Here is a 22,125-nt window from a genome sequence, read left to right on the forward strand (position 1 = left end):
AATCAGTGATCAGCCCGCCCTGGTCGATCCATATGGGATCGGGCACCAAAGCCTATGCCTTTATCTGGGCCATGGCCGGCGAGAACCAGGATTATACCGACATGAACGTGCTCGATATCTGCCAGCTGGCGTAACCAATCCCCTCCCGCCCGCGGGAGGGGAGGGCCTGTAAAACAGGCGCTGCCCCTCGACATGCCCTCCCCTAACCCCTCCCGCAAGCGGGAGGGGGACTAAGGAGAAGAAGATGACCAACCCCTTCGACCTCACCGACAAGGTCGCCATCGTCACCGGCGCCAATACCGGCATCGGCCAGGCGATCGCCCTCGCCTTGGCGGCGGCCGGCGCCGACATTGCCGCGGTCGGCCGCACCCCCGCCGAGGACACTGTCGCCAAGGCCCGCGCGCTCGGCCGCCGGGCGGAGATCGTCTCGGCCGATCTTTCCACCATCGAGCCGGCCCAGCGGGTCGTCGACGAGACGCTGGAGAAGCTCGGCGGGCTCGACATCCTGGTCAACAATGCCGGCATTATCCGCCGCGCCGATTCGGTCGATTTCACTGAAGCGGATTGGGATGCGGTGATCGACACCAACCTGAAATCCGTCTTCTTCCTGTGCCAGGCGGCGGGCCGCCACATGATCGCCCAGGGTCACGGAAAGATCATCAACATCGCTTCGATGCTCACCTTTCAGGGCGGCATCCGCGTGCCGAGCTACACCGCGTCCAAATCCGGCATCGGCGGGCTGACCAAGCTGCTGGCCAACGAATGGGCGGGCAAGGGCGTGAACGTCAACGCGATCGCACCCGGCTATATCGCGACCAACAACACCACCGCGCTCCAGGCTGACGAGGCACGCAACCGCTCGATCCTGGAGCGCATCCCTGCCGGCCGCTGGGGCGATGCCAGCGATCTGGGTGGGGCGGCCGTGTTCCTCGCTTCGTCCGCCGCTGACTATGTCCAGGGCCATATCCTCGCGGTCGACGGCGGTTGGCTGGCGCGATGAATCGTTGCACTTCCGTCCAGGAGAAGGGCTTAGACAAGCTCACGAACGGAGAAGCAGGTGAATAATGGGTAAGTTCGTCGCCTTCGGTGAAATCATGCTGCGCTTCTCGCCCCCGGGACGTGAGCTGCTGCTCCAGACACCCAGGCTGGACGTATGGATCGCCGGCGCCGAGGCGAATGTCGCGAGCGGCCTCGCCCGTCTGGGCCATGATGTGGCGATGGCGAGCGCGGTGCCCGACAATGATCTCGGCCGCGCCGCGATCTCCGGCATGCGCGCCAATGGTGTCGACTGTTCCGGCATCCAGTTCAGCGGTCATCGCATGGGGCTGTATTTCGTCACCAGCGGCGCGGGCATGCGCGCGACCGATGTCGTCTATGACCGCGCCGGCTCCAGCTTCGCCGAGGCGCCCGCGAGCGCCTGGGACTGGGACACGCTGCTCGCCGGTGCCGACCGCCTGCACCTTTCCGGCATCACGCCAGCGCTCGGCCCGGTTCCCGCCGAAGCCGCCATCGCCGCCGCCGAGGCGGCGAGCGCGCGCGGCGTGCCCATTTCGTTCGACGGCAATTACCGTGCGCGCCTCTGGGAAAGCTGGGACAGCGATCCGCGCGGTGTGCTGACCCGGCTGGTCCAGCATGCCGACATCATGTTCGGCAACCACCGCGACGTCGCCCTGCTGCTCGGCAAGGATTTCGGCGGCGATGGCGAGGACCGCCGGCTCGCATCGGCCGAAGCCGCCTTTGCCGCTTTCCCCAAGCTCAAGATGATCGCCTCCACCGCGCGGCATGTCGAGGATGCCGATCGGCACCGCCTCTCCGCTCGGATCGACGGCCGTAGCGAGCATGCCCAGACCGATGAAGTGCTCCTCGCCGGGATCGTCGATCGGATCGGCGCGGGCGACGCCTTCGCGGTCGGCGTGCTTCACGCGCTCCGTTCGGGCGGCGACATCACCGAGGCGGCGCGCACCGGCCTTGCCCTCACCGCGCTGAAGCATTCACTGCCCGGCGACGCCAGCCTGTTTCGCCAAGCCGATATCGATGCCTATCTCGCGGGCGGGCTCGATGTCCGCCGCTGAGATCTCCCGGCGCGGCGTGATCGGTGCCGGTGCGGCGCTGATTCTCGCCGGCGCGGCGCGGGCCGCCCAATCGGCCAGCGTGCGGGCACCGTCAGGAACCTTCGTCGGATCGACCGAAGGCGGCGTTCTCACCTTTCGCGGCATCCGCTACGGCACCGCTGAACGCTTCCAGCCGCCCCGGCCGGTATCGCGCCCGAGTGAGACGATCACCGCCCAGGCGTTCGGCCCGGTCGCGCCGCAAAAGGACGATCGCTACGGCGCGCAAAGCGAGGATTGCCTGTTCCTCAACATCTGGACCGCCGAGGCCAGTCCGGCCGTGAAGAAGCCGGTCATGCTCTACATCCATGGCGGCGCCTATTCGAACGGCAGCAGCACCGATGCGCTGAACGACGGCCAGGTGCTCGCCGCGCGCGGCGATGTCGTGGTCGTCACCGTCAATCATCGGCTCAATGCGTTCGGTTATCTCTATCTCGCGCGACTCGACCCGCGCTTCCCGGACAGCGGCAATAACGGCCAGCTCGACCTGATCCTCGCGCTTCAATGGGTGCGCGACAATATCGCTGCGTTCGGCGGCGATCCCTCGCGCGTGATGGTATTCGGCCAATCCGGCGGCGGCGCGAAGATCGCGACGATGATGGGCATGCCGGCCGCGAAAGGCCTGTTCCATCGCGCCGCGACGATGAGCGGCCAGCAAGTGACTGCTTCCGGCCCGCTCAACGCCACCCGACGCGCCCAGGCCTATCTGACGAAGCTCGGGCTGGGTGAGAAGGATCTCCCGGCCCTGCTGACCATGCCGACCGGAAAGCTGGTCGATGCGCTCGACGCGACGGATCCGATCCTTGGCGGCGGCGTCTATTTCGGGCCGGTGCTCGACATGAAATGGCTGGTCCGCCATCCCTTCTGGCCCGACGCCAATCCGCAGTCGAATGCCATTCCGATGATTCTCGGCAACACGCATGACGAGACGCGTGCCTTCGTGTCGCTCGATACGCCTCGGGTGCAGACATTGAACTGGGACAATCTCGCCGAGCGCATCGCGCCCGAACTGCGCATCGACGCGCTGCCCGAATGGGTGGTCGCCGAATATCGTGCCAAATTCCCCGACTGGGCGCCGAGCGATATCTTCTACGCGTCGACCACTGCCGGCCGCAGCTGGCGCGGCCAGGTGATCGAGGCCGAGGCACGCGCACAGGCGAAGACCAACGCCTGGGTGTATCAACTCGACTTCACTTCGCGCACCGATCCGCGGCGTGGTGCCTTTCATTCGCTCGATATCGCTCTGGTCTTCGGCACGCTCGGTGCGAAAGGCTCGCAGACCGGCACCGCGGCGGACGCCCGCGCCGCTTCGGCCGCGATGCAGGAAAGCTTCGTCGCCTTCACCAGAACCGGCAATCCGAACCATGCCGGGCTGCCGAAATGGCCGGTCTATGATCTGGTTCGCCGTCCGACGATGATCTTCGATACGCGCAGCCATATCGAGAATGATCCGCGCAAGTGGCAGCGCGAGTTGTTCGCGCGCATTCCGTACATCCAGCCCGGCACCTGAGCGCCCTTCACAGCCCGCCATCGTGATTGAGCATCGCCCGTAGCAGGGTGGCACAGATCATTGTCCATAGCCATTGACACCGGTTACCAAAGGCGACAAGTTACAGCTGAGGAAGATCAACCGAGATTGGTCACCGAAGGAGAGGGCGAATCGCTGGCCGCGTCATGGCCTCCCCTCTCCTGACGTGCCGACGGCCCGGATGAGCAGTTCGACCGCTCAGTCCGGCCACCGGTGTCAGCAACGTCGCAAAGCGACGCAGATGGGAGTGGGTAAATGGGGAATGCAGTCCGGGCCTCGCGAGGCACGATTTCACGCAACATTGCAGGCGCATCGCTTGGCGCGCTGGCGATCGGCCTGTTGATGCCGGCGGTCGCGCCCGCGGCTGAACTCAAGCCGACCGAGCCGGCGGCTGTTCCAGCCCCCGCCCAGCCAGTCGTCACACAGGATGCCGCCGCGCAGGAGGCGCCGACGACCGACGAGCAGGATATCGTCGTCACCGGGTTCCGCCGTTCGCTGGAGCAAGCGCTGACTCTGAAGCGCGACTCCGTTTCCGCCGTCGACGCGATCGTCGCGGAGGATATCGCGAAGTTCCCCGACCAGAACCTGGCCGAATCACTGCAGCGTATCCCGGGTATCACCATTCAGCGTGACGGCGGCGAAGGCCGTGCGATCACCGTCCGCGGCCTGGGCGCTCAATTCACCCGCGTCCGCGTCAACGGCATGGAGACGGTTGCCACCTCGACCGACGGCGCCAGCGCCAACCGCGACCGCGCCTTCGACTTCAACGTCTTCGCCTCCGAACTGTTCAGCTCGCTGGTCGTCCACAAGACGGCCGAGGCATCGCTCGACGAAGGCTCGCTCGGCGCTGTGGTCGATCTGAACACGGGCAATCCGCTTGCGGGCAAGGCCGGCTTCACCGGCGCCCTCTCCGCCCAGGCGTCCTATAACGATCTCAGCAACAATGTCGGCCCGCGCTTCGCAGGCCTGCTGTCCTGGCGCAACGATGCGGGCACCTTCGGCGCATCGGTTTCCGCCGCCTATTCGAAGATCAACACGCTCGAGCTGGGCAACAACTCGGTCCGCTGGGCACAGGCGCGCTTCGACTCGGTCGACGGCACGCCCTGCTTCTTCAACACGGATGCGGGCGGTCTGCCGACGACGCCGAAGACCAACACCGGCGGCACCTATTTCCAGAATGCCGCCTGCGACAAGGCAGCGCTGGCCTTCCATCCGCGCATCCCGCGCTATGGCGTGGTCGATCACCGCCGCGAGCGGCTCGGCATCACTGCCAGCATCCAGTTCGCACCGACGGATTCAACCAAAATCTCGATCGACGGCCTCTATTCCCGCTTCAAGGAAGAGCGTGAAGAGAAGTGGGCCGAAGTCCTGCTGCGCAGCAACGAGCGATCGATCAACGTGCTCAATCCCGTCTACGACGGCAACAACAACATGATCGCGGCAACCCTGGACGATGCCTGGGTCCGCACCGAGCATTATCTGCGCAAATCGCAGACCGAATTCTACCAGCTCGGCGGCACCTGGGACCAGGATGTGACCGACACGTTCCGCTTCACCCTGCTCGGCGGCTTCTCGAAATCCAGCGCCGACATCCCGGTTGAAACGACATTCGTCTATGACGATCGCGACGCGGCCGGCTACAAATACGACTATCGCAACATGGCGAGCCCGGTGCTGACCTTCGGCACCAGCGTGACTGACCCGGCGAACTTCCAGCTCGCCGAAATCCGCGATCGTCCGTCGAACACGACCAACAAGTTCCGCACGGCGCAGCTCCGCACCGAATGGGACGTTGTCGACGGCTTCAAGCTCAAGGTCGGCGCAGTGTATCGCCGCTTCAGCTTCAACACCGCCGGCTTCCTGCGCGATACTGCGGTGTGCGGCAATGGCGGTACGGATCTGGTGCTTGGCACCCTCACCTGCTCGTCCAACACACTCTTCGGGCCGACCGCGATCTACGGCTTCCAGGCGACCTCCGCCCTGTCGGACACCGTCCATCTGGGAGATGCTGGCCAGCCGTCCGGCACGACCACGCAGTGGCTTGTCCCGAACATCGACGCCGCGGCTGCGCTGACCAAGCTCTATAGCCGTACGCCTCTGGTCGATGCGGGCAACACCCGCAGCGTTACCGAGACGGTGAAGGGCGGCTATTTCCAGGTCGACGTGAAGGGCGATCTCTTCGGCCTTCGCTACGCGGCGAATGCCGGCGTCCGCTATGCGCACACCGATCAGTCATCGGCCGGTCTGAACAGCGGAACCAACGTTTCGGTCACACGTGACTATGACGACTGGCTGCCGTCGTTGAACGTGGCCTTGTTCCCCACCGAGAGCATCGTGCTGCGCGGCGCCATCTCCCGGGTCATCACTCGGCCGACTCTGGGCAATCTTACGCCAGGCGGTTCGGTCGACGGCTTCAACTACCGCATCACCTTCGGCAATCCACAGCTCAATCCGTTCCGCGCCACTGCGTACGATCTCGCACTCGAATGGTATTTCGCGCCACAATCGATCGCGTCGGTCGCTGTGTTCAAGAAGGCGGTGGAAAGCTTCCCGGTCGCACAGACCTTTAGCGGCACCTTCGCCTCGACCGGCCTGCCCAAATCGGTTCTGCCGACCAGCTCGCCGGCCTATATCAATTTCGACCCCAACCAGATCTACACGATCACCGGCAATGTGAACGGGACGGGGGCGAGCCTGAAGGGCATCGAACTGTCGATACAGGCACCCTTCAAGTTCCTGCCCGGCTTCCTGTCGAACTTCGGCGGTATCGCGAACGCGACCTTCATCGACTCGACCGCCACCTACACCGTGGCTGGCCCGACGACGGTGGTGAAGACCTCGACCGGCGCTTTCGGGCCCAATGTCGCAGCTACCCGGACGTCGACCCTGTTCGGGCTGTCGAAGACGGCGATCAACGGCACGCTCTATTATGAGGACAAGAAGTTCAGCGCGCGCGGTTCGATCAGCTATCGCGGTCCCTATGTCGATCAGAACAGCGGCACCGGCAACGTGTTCGAAGGCTATAACTCGACCATCAATGTCGACGCATCGGTCCGCTATCGCTTCACCGAATGGCTCGAAGTGTCGGTCGAAGGCGTCAATCTGACTGACGAATATCGCTATCGCTACACCGATCTCGACGCGAACCGGAATTACGAGAACAACCATTTCGGGCGCACGATCCTGGTTGGTGCGCGCGTGAAGATGTAAGTCCGTCTCCCTTGGACTATCCTGACGGACGCTCGCCCTCCCGGGCGGCGTCCGTTTCTTTATTCGGAGGCTCCATGTTCGATCGTCGCAACCTGATCCTTGGAACCCTGGCCGCAAGCGTCGCCGCTAGCGCGCCATCGCAGACCCCGCCCCCGGCACGGGCCGGTGATGCGCCCGTGCCAGGCCTGCCCGATCCGGTGGAGACGATCGATCTCTGGCCGAAAGGGGCACCGGGCATGCCCGCGGTTCCCCCGGTCGAGACGGTCGACCAGCGCAGCACCGACCCCGATCTCCCCGATCGCGCGGTCCGCGGTATCACCCGTCCGCGCCTCGTGGTGTTCCGCCCTCGCATCCCCAACGGCGCCGCCGTGCTGGCGATGCCGGGCGGCGCCTATACCCGTATCGTAATCGACAAGGAGGGGTACGAGATCGCCCGCTGGCTCAGCGCGCGCGGCTATACGGTGTTCGTGCTGTTCTATCGCCTGCCCGGCGACGGCTGGAAGGCCGGGCCCGATGTCGCGCTGTCGGACGCGCAGCGCGCGATGCGGCTGATCCGCTCGCGGGCGCGGGATTTCGCGATCGACCCCGAACGCGTCGCGGCGATGGGCTTTTCCGCCGGCGGCCATCTCTGCTGCGATCTCGCCACGCGCTTCGCCGCGAAGACCTATGATCCGGTCGATGCCGCCGACCGCCTCAGCGCACGCCCCTTCATCGCCGCGCCAATCTATGCGGTGCAGTCGATGACCTGGCCGGTGGCCCATGCCGCCTCCCGCGAGCAGCTGATCGGCAAGGACGCCAGCCCTGCGCTCGAACGGGCGCACACCCCGGCCGAGAATGTCACGAAGCAGACCCCGCCCTGCTTCCTCCTTCACGCCGAGGACGATCCGACGGTACCGGTCGAGAACAGCCTGTTGTTCCGCGCTGCGCTGAAGGCGCAGGGTATCACCGTCGAAACGCATCTGTTCACCAATGGCGGCCACGGCTTCGGGCTGCGCAAGACGATCGGCAAGCCGGTCGAGGCATGGCCCGAGCTGTTCATCGAATGGGCCAGGACTCAGGGCTTCGCGTGACAGCGGCTACAGCGCGCGATAGGTGAAGTTGGAGAACCGCGCCTCTCCCGCGCCGGCCGAATACAGCCCCGGCCGCAGCATCAGGAAACCGCCACGGACATTGTGGTGGTATCCCGACACTTCCATCCCGCGATCGAAGCGTGCCCAGGTCCTGCCGCCATCCCCGCTGGTATGGATCGCGACGATGTGGCGCTTGTTGGCGATCCGCATCCGCATCTTGCGGCCATGCGGATTGGCCGGCCTGCCGCGCTCGATGCCATATTGGTGGGTGACGAATCGCTTCTCGTCGAACCCGAGCCCGCAATAGAGCTTCTCGTCGTAGAACAGCACAAGCCCCGCCGTGCCGCCCGATGCGATCTCGATATCGCATTCGAACTGGTAGCCGAGATCGCCCGCGATCAGCAGCAAGGGTGATGAGTCGACTGGCGCCGTCCCGCTGGCGGCGAGGGTCAGCCCCCCGTTCTCGACCCGGGCGCGGGCGCTTTCCTTCGGCCCCGGCTTGAAGAAATTCCATTTGCCGCCAAGCGCGAGTGTCTTGAAGCCATCGGACAAGGGCTGACCATGCGGCAGCGCCTCGCCGCCTTTCGGCTTGGCGATCGGTGCGGAAAGATCGCCGCCCTTCATCCGGAACCAGCCATCAGCGGTCCATTCGATCGGATCGAGCAGTGCCTGTCGACCGAGCGTCCAGAAGCCGTTCTCATAACCGTGATAGATCGACCACCAGCTCTTGTCGGGCGCCTCGACCAGCGAGGCATGGCCGCGGCACCACCATTTCTCGTCATTGTCGACGGTGCGGACCAAAGGGTTGTGCGGGCAATTCTCCCAGGGGCCATGGATCGACCGGGATCGGGCCGCGATCACCATATGCCCGGTCGGCGGACCGGCCGTGCCACCCACCGCGGTGATCATGTAGAACCACCCGCCATGGCTGACCAGCTTGGGTCCTTCGGGTGAGAATCCTTCCACGTCCCAATCGTCGGGATAGCGCCATGGATCATAGACATGCTCGACCTCGCCGATGGTCGACAGGCCGTCGGCGCTCAGCCGGATGCGGTCGCCCCCCGACAGGAACAGCCAGCGCGATCCGTCCTCGCCCACGGCATGGCAGGGATCGATATGCCGGTGCAGCGCGAGATCGACCGGATCGCTCCACGGCCCGTCGATATGGTCGGCCCAGACGACCCAGATCGAGTTCGGGGTCGCCTTGACCGGGATGTAGAGGAAATAACGCCCCTCATGCTTTTCCAGCGAGACCGCCCAGACCGAGCCGATATTGCGGGTCAGCGCGGCCGTGCGCGGCCGCCAGTTCACCAGGTCGCGCGAATGCCAGATCGTCAGCCCCGGATAGGAATCGAAGCTGGAGAAGGTCATGTAATAGTCACTGCCATCCTTCAGGATCGCCGGATCCGGATGGTCGCCCGCGAGCAGCGGATTGAGGAAGTGCCCGTCGCCCAGGTCGGCTACGCGTTGATGATCGTAGCCGCGCCGCCAGTCGGGCACGGCCGGTTTCCGAGGAGCCGCAGCAGCCGCCTCGCCACTGCCGATCAGCGCCGCGGCCGTGCCCACAAGCGCGGTGCCGAACATGTCGCGCCGGTTGATCATGCCGCTGTTCTCGTCCGCCATCATCCGGCTCCTGTATCGGGAATATGCGCCTGCGGTGCCGTTAGGCCCTGGCGCCCTGCCCTGCTATTTCGGTGAGCATCGGGGGCAAGACGGGGTCGGCGTAGAGTGGAACTGGCGTGGCTCGAGGATTTCGTGGCGCTTGCCGAAAGCGGCAGCTTCTCGCGCGCCGCCGAAACGCGCCGCATCGCCCAACCCGCCTTCGGCCGCCGGATCCGTGCGCTGGAGGAATGGGTCGGCACGGCCTTATTCACCCGATCGCCCGGCCGGGTGACGCTGACCGCGGCCGGCCTCGAGTTCGAGCGCGGCGTAGCCGGCCTGATCGAGACGATCGACCGGTTGCGCCGGGACTCGCGTCAAGCCGGCGAGGCGCGCGACGACGATACCAGCACGCTCCATTTCGCTGCGACCCACGCGCTTGCCTTCACTTTCTTCCCGGGCTGGATCCGCCAGATCGAGCAGCGCGCGCCGATCGGGCCGATGCGCCTTTTTTCCGACACCCTGGCCGCCTGCGAGGAGCTGCTGCTGCAGGGCCAGGCGCACTTCCTGCTCTGTCACCGCCACGCGCTGGCGGCGAGCCGGTTCGAACCGAGCCGGTTCACATCGATCGCGGTCGGCATGGATTCGTTGGTCCCGCTCGTGGCGCCGGATGCGGATGGTTCGCCGCGCTGGTCGCTCGATGAGACGGAAGGCTCCCTGCCCCTGCTTGCCTATACCGAAGAGTCCGGCCTCGGCCGTATCTTTGCGACGCACCATATCGCCGATCATATTCCCGCGCTGGACACCGTCTTCTCCGCTCAGCTCGCCGCAACCCTGCTCGGCAAGGCCCGCGAGAGCCGCGGTATCGCCTGGCTTCCGGCCGGGGTCGCCGCAAAGGACATGGCGAGCGGCACCCTGGTTCGCGCCGGCGGAGCGGACTGGGACGTGCCGATCGAGATCGGCCTGTTCCGCCCGGTCGCACCGCAAAGCGCCGCGGCGGAGCGCTTCTGGGCCAGCCTGACCTGACACGGTCTATCTGACCGGAAGTGCGACGACATTGTTGAGCAACGTCGTCTCCGGCGCGTTGCCCGGCAGCGCCACACGAACCCGCACTGCACTGGCTGGCAGAGCCAGCTTTACCTTCGTCGTCTTCGGTTGAAGATCGAGCGGCGCGGCGAGCCGCGGCACCGCGGCGGTAGCGAGCACCCTGCCCGCCGCATCCTCGAGCGATACCGCCCCGCCCGCTGCATCGATCGCGCCGAGACTGTGCACGGTCACCGTGACCGCCCGTTTCGCCACCACGACATCGTCGCTGCCGATGCCGAGATCGGCGCGTTGCTCGGTCGGCAGGCCCGGCGTGACCAGCGCAAACTCGAACACATTCTCGCCCGGCGCGAAGACCAGCGGGATCGTCGCGCTACGCTCCAGCGCGATCTCGCTCGCACCGGCGGGTCCAGTCATCTTCCAGCGCCCGGCGGTCACGTTCCACGCCGTCATGTCGGCGCTCTGCGGTCGGCCGCTGGTGTTCCAGGCGATCACCTTGAACTTGCCCGTGGTCGCGCCCGGCACCAGGATCGCCACCTGCTCCGCGGCGCCTGTCTCGGCGAAACGCCAGCTCACGCTGTTGCCCGGCCAGCTCTGGTTGCGGCGAAGGGCGATTCCGCCCAGCCGCTCGCGCTGCAATATCTCGTTCGGCTGATCGACGCGGTCGGACCACCAATGCCCTTCGGTGTACATATATTGATGCTGCGCCTTGTCGGCGATCGCATCGGCATGCAGCGCGTCCAGCCATTTGGTGTCGCCGCTCGCGTTCCACGCCGCATAGCGTTCGAACGCCCCGCCACCGGACGCTTTGCCGGTCAGCGTTTTGCCCCAATCCTTCTCGCGGCCCAGCGCATCGACTACGTTCTCGTTGATATCGGCGAGCGACCCGGGACCGCTCTTGGCAGTGCGCGCCAGGATGGGCCGCAGATAGGTCTCGTCGCCAGTGAAGCGCCACGCCGCCCAGGCCGATTGCAGCGGTGTCGCCACCCCGCCGCCATCGCCGACGCGCTCGGCATCGGTGCGCCAGTTGATCTCGTTGGGATAGGCCCAGTTGCCGTCCTTGTCCTGCTTGCCATGAGCCATCCAGCCATCGACGACCCCGGTCACCAGCCCCCGCGCCGCTGGATTGCCGTTGTAGAGGCCCATCAGGATAGGGCCGTGCATCACGGTGAAGCTATAGGGCTTCTGCCATTCCCATGGCCCCTCGCGGTACATCTTCTGCCCGCCATACCAGTTGCTGGCGAAATGCAGGTGCCCGGCCGGGTTTTTCAGGATCACGCCGCCCAGCGCCCGGGTCGTCGCCATCAGCCGTTCGACCGCCTTTGGCTCGCCCCAGTTGAGATAGAGCCGCTCTGCGTCGCTGTTCAGCCCCTCCTCATAGGCGTGAAGCTCATCGGTCGTGATCGTGCCGAGCCCGTTGGTGATCATGCCATTATGGTGCGCAGCATCGGACAGCGCCCGGACCGATGCGTTGATCTTGTCCGGCTCGACGCCCATCAGCGCGAGGCCCGGCCATTGCTGCACCAGATCGGTATCGTCCGAGATACCACCGCCGAAATCGCCGTAGGGCACCTGGCGGTTGTCGATCCACCAGGTCACGAACTGGCGGACCAGCTTCAGATCCTCGAGTTGCCGAAACGCCCAGAGCGGCACGCCAGCCGGCGCCTGGGGCTGGGTGAAGGCCGGCAGGTTCTGCTCGCCATAGCTGATATCGGCCCAGTAACGCCGCCCCTCGACATTGTCGGGATCGACCCTGAGCAGATCGGAGACATCGGCATGGAGGCGCCGATAGAGCCCGGCGCGCTTCGACGAGGTATGCTCCTCCACCAGGAAACCCCAATTGTCCTTCACCTGGTTGAAGCGGTCGGCGATATGTTCGGGCAGCGCGGCCGTGCGGTCCTTGAACACCAGCCGGACCTGCATGCCGTCGATCGACCGGGCTCCGAAATCGGGCGCGGCGGAGGCAATGCTCAGGAACAGGCTGTCGTCGGTCAGGATGCGATCGCGCAGGTCGAGCCAGACCGTCCTTTTCTGCCCGGGCCGCACCGAGACCGATATGTCGATCATGTCACGGCCGGGCCAGATCGGGTCCTTCACCCGGATGTTGAGCGGGATCAGCCCGTCGGCACCCGGCGTCGCCTTCAGCGCCGGTATGTCGAGCGCGATACCGTCCAGGCCATCATGCACATTCTCCCAGCCATAGTTCCACGAACGGGCGGACGGCTTGCCCGGAAAAGCCTCGCCGAAACCGGACGGGATCAGGACATGGACGATCGGCGCCGCACCGTCGCGGTGCTCGGCCGCCGTCGTGGCAGCGGCGTTGCCGGCACCGGCGGCGGCACGCGCGCCTGCCGGCAGCGCCACCACCGTGGTCCGTTCGTCAGGCGCATAGCGGCCGGCGATATAATCGTTGAGCGACGCGAGCGTGGCAAAGGCCGGCGCAGCATTGGCCTGCACCGTGTAATTCAGCTTGAAGCTGCCCTCGGGCTCGGCGGCATCGGCCACGTCATAGGCCCAGATTTCCTGGATCGGCGTTTCCTGCGCCAAATTGGCGAAGCGCAGCTTGCCGCCGGTCTTGCGACCGAAGCTGTCGACGCTGCGTACCTCACCCTGCGGCCGTCGCCCAAGCGTCGTCCAGGATGCACCATCTGCCGACCAGCTCAGCGCGCCATAGGCGGCACCACGGATTTCGACCCGGTTGAACTGCACGCCCGCGGGCACCGTCAGGTCATAAGCCTTGCCGCCATCCACATAGGTGTTCCAGTCGGGCAGGATGAAATAGTCGTCGCGCCCCGCCAGCCGCGACCGGTTGTAGACGCCCGGCCAGGTCGTCTCGGGGATTCCGTCCACGCCCTTCCAGTTCCACTGCTTCAGGTCCTTCGCGTCGGCGAACTCGACCTTGCGGATGCTGGTGGTGTCGCTGTTCAGCGCTGGCGGGGATGCCGTGTCCCAGCCGAAGCGATGCAACCATGCCGTGCGCCGCGCCGCTTCGCCGGCAGCCGGAGCCGCAGCAGGCTCGCGATTGTCGGCCAGCGCCGCCACATCGGCGCTGCCCAGCATATGATCATAGACGCGGATCTCGTCGACATCGCTGCCGCGCATGAAATTGTAGCGGCTCTGCACCTGATGCGGTGACAGGACCCGCCCGGCCAGGCCGAACTGGTCGAGCCCGGCGTCGAGATCGGCCTGGCCGTCCTTGTGCGCAACTTCCTTGCCGTCGACGAACAGCCGCACCCCGATGCCTTCATCCCAGGAGAAGGCGATATGCTTCCACTGGTCGGCGACAGGGAGCTGGTCGATCCGGAACGAAACCCGGCTCCGCGCGAGATTCGCGTCGGTGACAAAGGCATCGAAGCCATGTCCGTTCCAGTCGATGCGCAGGAACGCCATGTCCCAGCTCGAATGATCGGCGAAGCCGACGCGGAAGATTGCAAAGGGCGCCTCGCCCACCGGCGTACGCGGCCGCCAGAAGAAGGAGAGCGTGCCGCGCTGGGCCTGGATGTTGCCGGGCGCGCGCCAGGCGGCATAGCCGTCATCTTCCCACTGGATCGCCCCACCCGACTTGCCGGTCGGCACGATCGCCACATTGCTCTGGAAATTGGGTTCGGCCTCGCCCCCGGCGCGCTCGGCGATCAGGCCTTTGTCGGCGGAAGCGCGGAACAACAGGCCAGTCGGGTCAGGCGCTGCCCGGGCATGCGCGCTGCTCGCGGCCAGCGCGATTCCCAAGGCAATCCAGGATGTACGAAGGCCCAATGTCACAGACGCTCTCCCGTGGAGGCGGTTACGTCCGCCTTCCATCGCCACTATGGCAGCCAATGACACCGGTATCAATGTGAGTTCGTCAGGAAGGCGCGCTTGCGTAGCTGAATTTGGCGACTGACGCGTCGGTGGCCAGGACGATCATGGCTGGTCCTTCCCTTTCCCATGCCGGGGCAGACATTGGGTTCTCGATTATGAGTGCGGCATAGCGCGGGAACGACATGAGTTGAATCGAGGCGCGACCTGTCAGCACGGGTCCTGTCAACGCGGGTGCGGGGACGATCGACGGGAGATATGGGACACCATGTGTCCCGTATCTCCCGGGGGCTTCAAAACGATACGATCGCCCACATTTCCGATTTATTTCAGCAGCTTACTAGATACCCCGGGTCACATCCGTGAAGCGGCGGCGGGACAGAGCCCGCCGCCCGGGGATCAGAACTTGGCGCCCGCCCTCACCCCGATCGTGCGCGGGTTGATCGGCACGATATAGGGCCGTTGCGAGCAGCTTCCGCACTCCTGGAAGCGCGACAATTGGCCGCGCTCGTCAAAGGCGTTCTGTACGAACAGCTCGAACGTATAGTTGGTGAACTCGGCGCCGATCGCGAAATTGGCGGTGGTATAGGCAGGCAAGCGCCCCTGCAGTTCGGCCGGATTGACCACCAACAACGTCCCCGTCTGGATGACCGCGGTGCGGATATCGGACGAGGCCGAACTCTGATGCGCGACCACGCCCTGGAGATAGGGCTTCAGCGTGCCGAGGTCGAAGGTATAGCGCGCCGTCGCGTTGGCCTTGAAGCGCGGCGTGACCGGAAGCCGCGTTCCCGCCGGCGCCGATATCAAATTCCCCTGCCCGCCCGGCCCCGGCAGGGTGCAGGCAAAGCTCGGATCGTCATACAGGCACAGATTCTTCTTGGTCTTCGCGTCGGTGTACGACCCCGCCGCCGTCAGCACGAGCGGGCCGAGGTTGAGATTGGCATCCATTTCCACGCCGCGGATGCGCGCATCCGGACCGTTGTGGATTTCGGTGAAGCTGTTCTGGCCGAGGAAGGAGAATTGGAACGCCTTCCATTCCTGCTGATAGATCGCGCCGTTGAAGCGCAGCTTGCCGCCGGCCAGCGTCGTCTTCCAGCCAATCTCGTAATTGGTCAGGAAGTCGGCGGCATAAGGCGGGATGGTGCCCCGGCGGTTGATGCCGCCCGGCCGGAAACCGCGCGACCAGGTGCCGTACAGCAGCACGTCCTCGACGGGCTTCCAGGTCAGGTTCAGCTTGTGCGTGAAGCCCTGGCCCTGGGTATTGACCGGCTGAAGCCCGCGTCCGACGGCATAGACCGCCAGATTGGTACAGGGGCTGCCCGCCACCGCCGCCGGCAGCAGCGTCAGCGAGCTGCTATAGGTGTCGGTATCGCGGTCGTAGAGGCGCTGGCCGGAGGTCGTGAAGCACTGGGCAACGCCCGTGCGGTTGCTGCCTGCGGCGTTCGGCGGGCCATCGGAGAAGCCGTTGCCCGGATTGCGCCCGAAGCCGAAGAACCCGATCAGCGAGTTGTCGTAGATATAAGCGCGGCCACCGGCGGTGAAGGTCAGGTTCGGCAGGATGTCGAACGCCGCCTCGCCGAACATCGCATAGTCCTTGTCGACGCGGTGCTGCTGGGTCAGCCAGAGCGTGCCCGGGAAGCCGTTCACCGACAGTTCGGGCGCGAGACCCGGGACCTGATAGTCCTGATGGATCTCGTTGCTCTGGCGCTGGTAGAAGGCGCCGGCCACCACGCGGAACCGCTCGCCCTGCGGCGAGGCGACGCGGAATTCCTGGCTCAGCTTCTTGAAGTGATCGCTGCCTATCACATTCTGGCGCGGATCGATCGTGTTCCCGGCTGCATCGTGGAAATAGAAATAGCTGCTGATGCCGTTGTAATGCGAATACAGGCTGTCATAGGCCTCGGCGTAATCGGTGTAATCGCTCGAGGAAAAGGTCTTCCGGTCGAGATAGGCGCCGGCATAGGTCAGGTCCCAGTTGCCGAGCTTGCCCTCGATCGTCAGCGCCGCCTGGATGAAGCGATCGCGGCGATATTCCGGGAAGAAATGCTGCACCTTCAGGTCGCCGAGGCGCGGATCATAACCATAGCTGCCGTGCGAGCGCGTATCCTGATAGATCGCGGTCGGCGTGACGGTCCAATTCTCGTCGAGATCGATCTTCAGCGCGGCACGGCCGCCCCACAGCTCGGTATCGTTATAGTCCTTCTTCACGAACTTCGAATTGTTGACCGTGATGCCGCCATTGGTCGCGATGCAGCCGAGCGGATTGGTCTCGGGCAGGAAGCTGCGGCAACCGGGTATATTGTCGATGTACCCCGCGTCCTTCTGGTAGAAGCCGACCGCGCGGAACGCGATATCGGGCGAGATCGGGATGTTGATCATCCCCTCCACCTTGCCGCCGATGCCGCCCTTGTTGACGCTGTTCACCTCGCCGTCGACACGGCCATAGAAGCCGCTCGTGTCCGGCTTGTTGGTGATGATGCGGATCGTGCCGGCCTCGGACGAGGCGCCGTAGAGCGTGCCCTGCGGGCCGGCGAGGCTCTCGATGCGGGCGATGTCATAGACATGCACGTCGAGGTTGCCACCGATCGTCGTGACGGGCTGCTCGTCGAGATAGACGCCGACCGACGGCAGCGAGCCCGAATGGTTGCCGTCGCCACCCGACGCGACGCCGCGCATATAGACGACGTTGGTGCCGGGCGTGCCGCCGAGCGCCTGGAACGAAACCGACGGCAGCAGCTGCGAATATTCGGCGAAGTTCGCGATGTTGAGCTGGTCGAGCTTCTTGGTGCCGATCGCCTGGATGCTGATCGGCACGTTCTGGATATTCTCCTCGCGCTTCTGCGCGGTGACGATGATGTCGTCCTGCTCGGAGGCCGACGCCGCTTCCTGGGTGTCGGTCGACTGCGCGAAGGCAGGTGTCGCGATGCTGGCGACGGACGCCAACAGGGCGGTGACGGCGAGTTTACGCTTGGTGACGAGCATCGTGATACCCCCGATGTTATATATCTGAGGGGATGCTGTTCGCACTCGCAACATCCGTCAATCGGGTGCAGCATGCGAAATCATTTCGCGGCCGCATCGTGACAGTTTTGCAACGTTCAGATGTCGCTGGGGACTTCCGGATACTTGCCGAGAACATCACCCAGCGCCGCCTTGAGCGGGTCGAGCCAGGGCTCGAACGGCTTCCAGCTCTCGGTGCCCTCGCGGAAGATCGGCTGGCGCACCTGTTCCGAGCTGGCGGTGCGCACCGCGCGCTCGGTCTTGTGGAAATCGAGGCAAGCCGGGTCGAATTCCAGCCCGCACGCAGCGAGCAGCGCCCGTACCTCGGCTTCGGTATCGTCGACCATGCGCTCGTAGATCACGCGGTGGACCAGGCCGGGCCGCACCGTATCGACATGCGCCATCAACCGCACATAATCGCGGTAATAGCGCCCCATATCCTCGAGCGAATAGCTGAACGCCTGGCCTCGCGCGAAATGCTGTTTGAAGTTGGAGAAGCAGCAGCCGAGCGGATGGCGCCGCGCGTCGATGATCGTCGCGTTGGGGAGGATCAGGTGGATGAACGGCAGATGCGCCCAGTTGTTGGGCAGCTTGTCGATGAAGAAGGGCCGGTTGGTCCGCCGCTGCACGCTGGCGCGGCGCAGATATTCAGCGCCCAAGGCCTTTAGCCGCTCCGGGGCCAACGCCTCGAGCCGCTGCGGGTAATTGGCCACGGCCAGCGCCAGTGCGGGGATGTCGGGCAGTTCGGATGTACCCTCGACCAGCGGATGGCTCGACAGGATCTGCTCGACCAGAGTCGATCCGGCGCGCGGCATGCCGAGGATGAAGATCGGGTCGGGCGCGTCGTTTCCCTGCCCTGCCCGCGCGGTGAAAAAAGCGGGCGTGCACAGCTTTATGCTGCGGTCGACAAAGGTCTCGGTCTCGTCGGCGTCATAGTCGATCTTGGTCCGCCGGAGCGCATTGCCCGCGGCATAATGATCGAAGGCTTCCGGTGCCTGTTTGCGATCCTCGAACGCCTTGCCGAGCGCGAAGTCGAGGTGGAACCTGTCCTCATCCGAGATGTCGGCGCGCGTCAACGCCGTCTGCATTGCCGCGATATCCGCTTCGTCGAACTTCACCGTCTTCAAATTGGCGAGGCTCCACCACGCCTCGCCCAGCTCGGGCGTCAGTGCGATCGCCTGACGATAGGCGGCAATGCCGTCAGCCTGCCGCCCGACCGTCTTGAGCATATGGCCGTAGCTCATCCAGACCTTGGGCTGTTTCCCCGCGCTCTTCAGCACCGTTTCGTACAGCTCGATCGCCTCGTCGAACCCGCCGATCCGGCCGAGCGCCGCCGCCTTGAGATTGGCGTGGCCGGGATTGTCGGGCTCGTCGTCGAGCACGAGATCGAGCTCGGCGATCGCCTCGGTCGGGCGGTTCTGCCGGTAAAGCGCGATCGCCAGGTTCGCGCGCGCCGCGGTGAACGCGGGCGACAGCTCGAGCGCGCGGCGCAGCAGCGTCTCGGCGTCCTTGTAGCGCCCGATCCGCCCGGCCAGCTCCGCGAGCATGCGGATCGCGGCGACGTCGAACGGGTCTTCCTTCAGGTGCGCGCGCAGCAGCGGCTCGGCGACCGACAGGGCATTGTCGTGCAGCGCGAGCGCGGCATCGATCAGCCGGGGCGGCCAGCGGCTGCTCTCGGGCTGCCAGGTGGGTTGCGAGGGGGGAATGCTTGCCATGAGGTGTTCCCAAGAAACATGGTGCGCGCTTCCGATCAAGCCGTAGAGTGCGGTATCGGGGAGATCGCCTATGTCCACATCGCCGTCACGCGCCGCCTTGGGCTTCTGGACCTGCCTGGCGCTAGTGGTCGGCAACATGATCGGGTCGGGCGTGTACATGCTCCCGGCGACGCTCGCGCCGCTCGGCTGGAACGGCATGATCGGCTGGATCGTCACGATCGGCGGCGCCTTGTGCCTTGCCTTCGTCTTCGCGCGGCTCGGCGCCAAGCTTCCCCTCGCCGGCGGGCCCTATGCCTTCACTCAGGCGGCGTTCGGCCCGGGCATCGGCTTCGCCGTCGCGTGGAGCTATTGGGTGCTGATCTGGGCCGGCAACGCCGCGATCGCGGTCGCCGTGGTGAGCGCGCTCAGCCTGATCGTGCCGGCACTCGGCTCGACGCCGGGCCTGCCGGCCATGGCCGCGCTCGCGGTCATCTGGATATTGATCGCGGTCAACATCCGCGGGGTGGCCCTCGCCGGCCAGGTCCAGTTCGTGACGACATTGCTCAAGCTGGTGCCGCTCGCCGGCGTGATCATCCTGGCGGCGTGGCTGTTGCTGCGCGACGGCGGCGGCGCGATCGCGGCCAGCACGCCGGTGCCGCTCGGCGCGAGCGCGATCGCCGGCGCGGCGGCGATCACCTTCTGGGGCTTTCTCGGCGTCGAATCCGCGACCGTCCCGGCCGACAAGGTGGAGAATGCGGCCAAGGTCGTGCCGCGCGTCACGCTGATCGGCACCGTGCTGACAGGGGTCGTCTATGTCCTGGTCTCCGGCGCCGTCATGTTCATGATGCCCGCCGCGATCACCGCCGCCTCCCCCGCCCCGATCGCCGAGTTCCTCGGCCGCAGCTTCGGGCCGCGCACCGCCGAGATCGTCGCTTTGTTCGCTGCGATCAGCGCCTTCGGAACGCTCAACGGCTTCATCCTGCTGCAGGGCGAGATGCCCTGGGCGATGGCGCGCGGGGGCGTGTTTCCGGCCTGGTTCGGCAAGGAAAGCCGTTTCGGCACGCCGGCCCGCGCCCATCTCGTCTCGGGATTGCTCGTCACGGTGGTGACGCTGATGAACTATGCCAGCTCGATGGGGCAGCTCTTCCAGGACATCGCCTCGATCTCGCTCGCCTCGGGCATGCTCGCCTATCTCGCCTGCGCGCTGGCGGCGATCCGCCTGCTGCCCGACGACGTACCCCTGAAGATTGCCGCCGCGATCGCCACGGTCTTCGTCGTCTGGATGGTCTATGGCCTCGGCCTCAAGGCCGATCTCTGGGGCCTGGCGCTGCTGCTGCTCGGCCTGCCGGTCTATTGGTCCGTCCGGCGCGGCCGCGTCACTTCCAGCGCCGCCACCGCCCCATGATGCCGCGATCCGCGATGATCTCGTGCGCGGCATTATGCCCGGGCGCGCCGGTCACGCCGCCGCCCGGATGGGTGCCCGCGCCGCACATGTAGAGACCCTTGATCGGCGACCTATAGTCGCCGTGCCCGAGCACCGGCCGCGCTGCCCAGAGTTGGTCGAGCGACATGTGCCCATGCATGATGTCCCCGCCGATCAGGCCGAACTTGCGCTCCAGGTCGAGCGGGGAATGGATCTGCCGCGCGATGACCGCGCCCTTGAAGTTCGGCGCGTGCTTCGTGACCGTATCGATGATCAGGTCCGCCGCCTTCTCGCGCTCGTCGTCCCATGAACGGCCATTTGGCAGTTCGGGTGCGAATTGCTGGCAGAACAGGCTGGCGATATGCATGCCCGGGGGCGCCAGGCTGTCGTCGATCGAAGTCGGCAGCTTCATCTCGACGATAGGCTCGTCCGACCAGCCCTTGGCCTTCGCGTCAGTGAAGGCCTTGTCCATATAATCGAGCGTCGGCGAGATGATGATGCCGCAGGTGTGATGCTCGGCCACGTCCTTGCCCGGCAGCACCGAGAAATCGGGCAGCTCGGACAAGGCGACGTTCATCCGGAACGTGCCGGAACCCGTCTTGAAATTGTCCATGCGCCGGGCGAATTCCGGGGTCATGTCGCTGCGGTCGACCAGTTGGCGATAGAGCAAAGCCGGGCCGACATTGGCCGCGACGATGTCGGCCGCGATCTCCTCGCCATTCTCCAGCTTCACGCCCGACACGCGGTTGCCGTCGACCAATACCTTCGCGACCGGGGCCTCGAGGCTGATCTCGACGCCCAGGTCGGTGCACGCTTCCGCCATGAACTGCGTGATCGCGCCCATGCCGCCGACGCTGTGGCCCCAGGCACCCTTCTTGCCGTTCACTTCGCCGAAGACATGGTGGAGCAGGACATAGGCGGAGCCGGGCGTGTCGACGCTGGCATAATTGCCGACGACCGCGTCGAAGCCGAACGCGGCCTTCACATATTCGTCCTCGTACCAGCTATCGAGGAAATCGCGCGCCGACTTGACGAACAGGTCCATCACGTCGCGCTGCGCCTCGATCGACATGCCGGCCAGGCGCTTGCCCTGCGCCGCCGCGGCGATCAGCGCGCGGATGCCGCCGCCGGCGTTGGGCGGAGTCTTGAGCGCCATGTCGCGCAGCACCTCGGCGACGCGTTCCAGCGCTTCCTCATATTTCGGGAAGGTGTCGGCGTCCTTTTGCGAATAGCGCGCGAACTCCGCGCGGGTACGGTCCTCGCCGCCGCCGAGCTTGAGATAGCCCTTCTCGTTGGGGAAGAAGTTGGAGATCGTCCGCTCGATGATCCGCCAGCCGCGCTCGTGCAGCCGCATGTCCTTGATCACCTTGGGGCGGAGCAGGCTGACCGTGTAGCTCGCGGTCGAGTTGCGGAAGCCGGGGTGGAACTCCTCGGTGACGGCCGCCCCGCCGACGATCGCGCGACGTTCGAGCACGCGGACCTTTAGGCCTGCGCGGGCGAGATAGAAGGCGCAGACCAGGCCGTTATGGCCACCGCCGATGATGAGCGCGTCGTACTTCTTCGTCATTCAGCCACCCGTTCGTTTCGAGCGAAGTCGAGAAACCGCGTCTGGCGCGTCCGTGGCCGTGTCTCGACTTCGCTCGACACGAACGGT

The 22,125-nt window shown here is 65.6% G+C and carries 12 protein-coding genes and 1 pseudogene; 8 read left to right on the plus strand and 5 right to left on the minus strand.

Annotated features, from left to right (window positions below; translation table 11 throughout):
* The 6 genes and pseudogenes from WC729_RS00005 to WC729_RS00030 form a co-directional block, all read left to right on the plus strand.
* Positions 1 to 134 (plus strand): annotated as a pseudogene (locus tag WC729_RS00005) (5-dehydro-4-deoxy-D-glucuronate isomerase); the annotation flags it as partial.
* A 110-nt stretch (positions 135 to 244) separates the two neighbouring features.
* On the plus strand, positions 245 to 1,000 hold the full coding sequence (kduD, locus tag WC729_RS00010; protein ID WP_372848248.1) for a 2-dehydro-3-deoxy-D-gluconate 5-dehydrogenase KduD: 756 nt from the start codon (positions 245 to 247) through the stop codon (positions 998 to 1,000).
* A 64-nt stretch (positions 1,001 to 1,064) separates the two neighbouring features.
* Complete coding sequence (locus WC729_RS00015; protein WP_372848250.1) at positions 1,065 to 2,072, plus strand: sugar kinase; 1,008 nt, start codon at positions 1,065 to 1,067, stop codon at positions 2,070 to 2,072.
* Positions 2,059 to 3,618, plus strand: a complete 1,560-nt coding sequence (locus WC729_RS00020; RefSeq protein WP_372848252.1) for a carboxylesterase/lipase family protein — start codon at positions 2,059 to 2,061, stop codon at positions 3,616 to 3,618. The genes WC729_RS00015 and WC729_RS00020 overlap by 14 nt, the downstream gene beginning before the upstream one ends.
* Before the next feature lie 273 nt (positions 3,619 to 3,891).
* The gene (locus tag WC729_RS00025) at positions 3,892 to 6,846 is read left to right on the plus strand and encodes a TonB-dependent receptor (protein WP_372848254.1); all 2,955 of its coding nucleotides are present in this window, start codon (positions 3,892 to 3,894) and stop codon (positions 6,844 to 6,846) included.
* A gap of 74 nt (positions 6,847 to 6,920) precedes the next feature.
* Complete coding sequence (locus WC729_RS00030; protein WP_372848256.1) at positions 6,921 to 7,916, plus strand: alpha/beta hydrolase; 996 nt, start codon at positions 6,921 to 6,923, stop codon at positions 7,914 to 7,916.
* A 6-nt stretch (positions 7,917 to 7,922) separates the two neighbouring features.
* Here the strand turns inward: WC729_RS00030 and WC729_RS00035 are convergent, their stop codons facing one another.
* Positions 7,923 to 9,539, minus strand: a complete 1,617-nt coding sequence (locus WC729_RS00035) for a family 43 glycosylhydrolase (RefSeq protein WP_372848258.1) — start codon at positions 9,537 to 9,539, stop codon at positions 7,923 to 7,925.
* A 105-nt stretch (positions 9,540 to 9,644) separates the two neighbouring features.
* Here WC729_RS00035 and WC729_RS00040 point away from each other — a divergent pair, with 105 nt between their 5' ends.
* On the plus strand, positions 9,645 to 10,541 hold the full coding sequence (locus WC729_RS00040; protein WP_372848260.1) for a LysR family transcriptional regulator: 897 nt from the start codon (positions 9,645 to 9,647) through the stop codon (positions 10,539 to 10,541).
* Between the two features lie 6 nt (positions 10,542 to 10,547).
* On the opposite strand, the gene WC729_RS00045 is transcribed toward WC729_RS00040, so the two are convergent.
* From WC729_RS00045 to WC729_RS00055, 3 genes are all read right to left on the minus strand, one after another.
* Positions 10,548 to 14,357 (minus strand): LamG-like jellyroll fold domain-containing protein, encoded by a 3,810-nt coding sequence (locus WC729_RS00045; protein ID WP_372850963.1) that lies wholly within the window; start codon positions 14,355 to 14,357, stop codon positions 10,548 to 10,550.
* Positions 14,358 to 14,753: 396 nt separating this feature from the next.
* Positions 14,754 to 17,336 carry a TonB-dependent receptor gene (locus WC729_RS00050; RefSeq protein ID WP_372848262.1) on the minus strand — a complete coding sequence of 861 codons (2,583 nt, stop codon included), beginning with the start codon at positions 17,334 to 17,336 and terminating at the stop codon, positions 14,754 to 14,756.
* Positions 17,337 to 17,452: 116 nt separating this feature from the next.
* The gene (locus WC729_RS00055) at positions 17,453 to 19,069 is read right to left on the minus strand and encodes a sulfotransferase (protein WP_372848264.1); all 1,617 of its coding nucleotides are present in this window, start codon (positions 19,067 to 19,069) and stop codon (positions 17,453 to 17,455) included.
* A 70-nt stretch (positions 19,070 to 19,139) separates the two neighbouring features.
* Here WC729_RS00055 and WC729_RS00060 point away from each other — a divergent pair, with 70 nt between their 5' ends.
* Positions 19,140 to 20,453 carry an amino acid permease gene (locus WC729_RS00060; RefSeq protein WP_372848266.1) on the plus strand — a complete coding sequence of 438 codons (1,314 nt, stop codon included), beginning with the start codon at positions 19,140 to 19,142 and terminating at the stop codon, positions 20,451 to 20,453.
* Here the strand turns inward: WC729_RS00060 and WC729_RS00065 are convergent.
* A complete protein-coding gene (locus tag WC729_RS00065; RefSeq protein WP_372848268.1) occupies positions 20,425 to 22,038 on the minus strand; it encodes a phytoene desaturase family protein in 1,614 nt (537 codons plus the stop codon). The two genes, WC729_RS00060 and WC729_RS00065, sit on opposite strands and share 29 nt — an antisense overlap.
* Between the last annotated feature and the right edge of the window lie 87 nt (positions 22,039 to 22,125).

The sequence above is a fragment of the Sphingomonas sp. genome (assembly GCF_041661825.1).
In the GTDB taxonomy this organism is placed as follows: Bacteria; Pseudomonadota; Alphaproteobacteria; order Sphingomonadales; family Sphingomonadaceae; genus Sphingomonas.

Bases quoted from the DNA above. Each gene is read 5' to 3' on its own strand.
- kduD (WP_372848248.1), top strand. From the start codon at position 245: ATGACCAACCCCTTCGACCTCACCGACAAGGTCGCCATCGTCACCGGC.
- WC729_RS00015 (WP_372848250.1), top strand. From the start codon at position 1,065: ATGGGTAAGTTCGTCGCCTTCGGTGAAATCATGCTGCGCTTCTCGCCC.
- WC729_RS00020 (WP_372848252.1), top strand. From the start codon at position 2,059: ATGTCCGCCGCTGAGATCTCCCGGCGCGGCGTGATCGGTGCCGGTGCG.
- WC729_RS00025 (WP_372848254.1), top strand. From the start codon at position 3,892: ATGGGGAATGCAGTCCGGGCCTCGCGAGGCACGATTTCACGCAACATT.
- WC729_RS00030 (WP_372848256.1), top strand. From the start codon at position 6,921: ATGTTCGATCGTCGCAACCTGATCCTTGGAACCCTGGCCGCAAGCGTC.
- WC729_RS00035 (WP_372848258.1), bottom strand. From the start codon at position 9,539: ATGGCGGACGAGAACAGCGGCATGATCAACCGGCGCGACATGTTCGGC.
- WC729_RS00045 (WP_372850963.1), bottom strand. From the start codon at position 14,357: ATGGAAGGCGGACGTAACCGCCTCCACGGGAGAGCGTCTGTGACATTG.
- WC729_RS00050 (WP_372848262.1), bottom strand. From the start codon at position 17,336: ATGCTCGTCACCAAGCGTAAACTCGCCGTCACCGCCCTGTTGGCGTCC.
- WC729_RS00055 (WP_372848264.1), bottom strand. From the start codon at position 19,069: ATGGCAAGCATTCCCCCCTCGCAACCCACCTGGCAGCCCGAGAGCAGC.
- WC729_RS00060 (WP_372848266.1), top strand. From the start codon at position 19,140: ATGTCCACATCGCCGTCACGCGCCGCCTTGGGCTTCTGGACCTGCCTG.
- WC729_RS00065 (WP_372848268.1), bottom strand. From the start codon at position 22,038: ATGACGAAGAAGTACGACGCGCTCATCATCGGCGGTGGCCATAACGGC.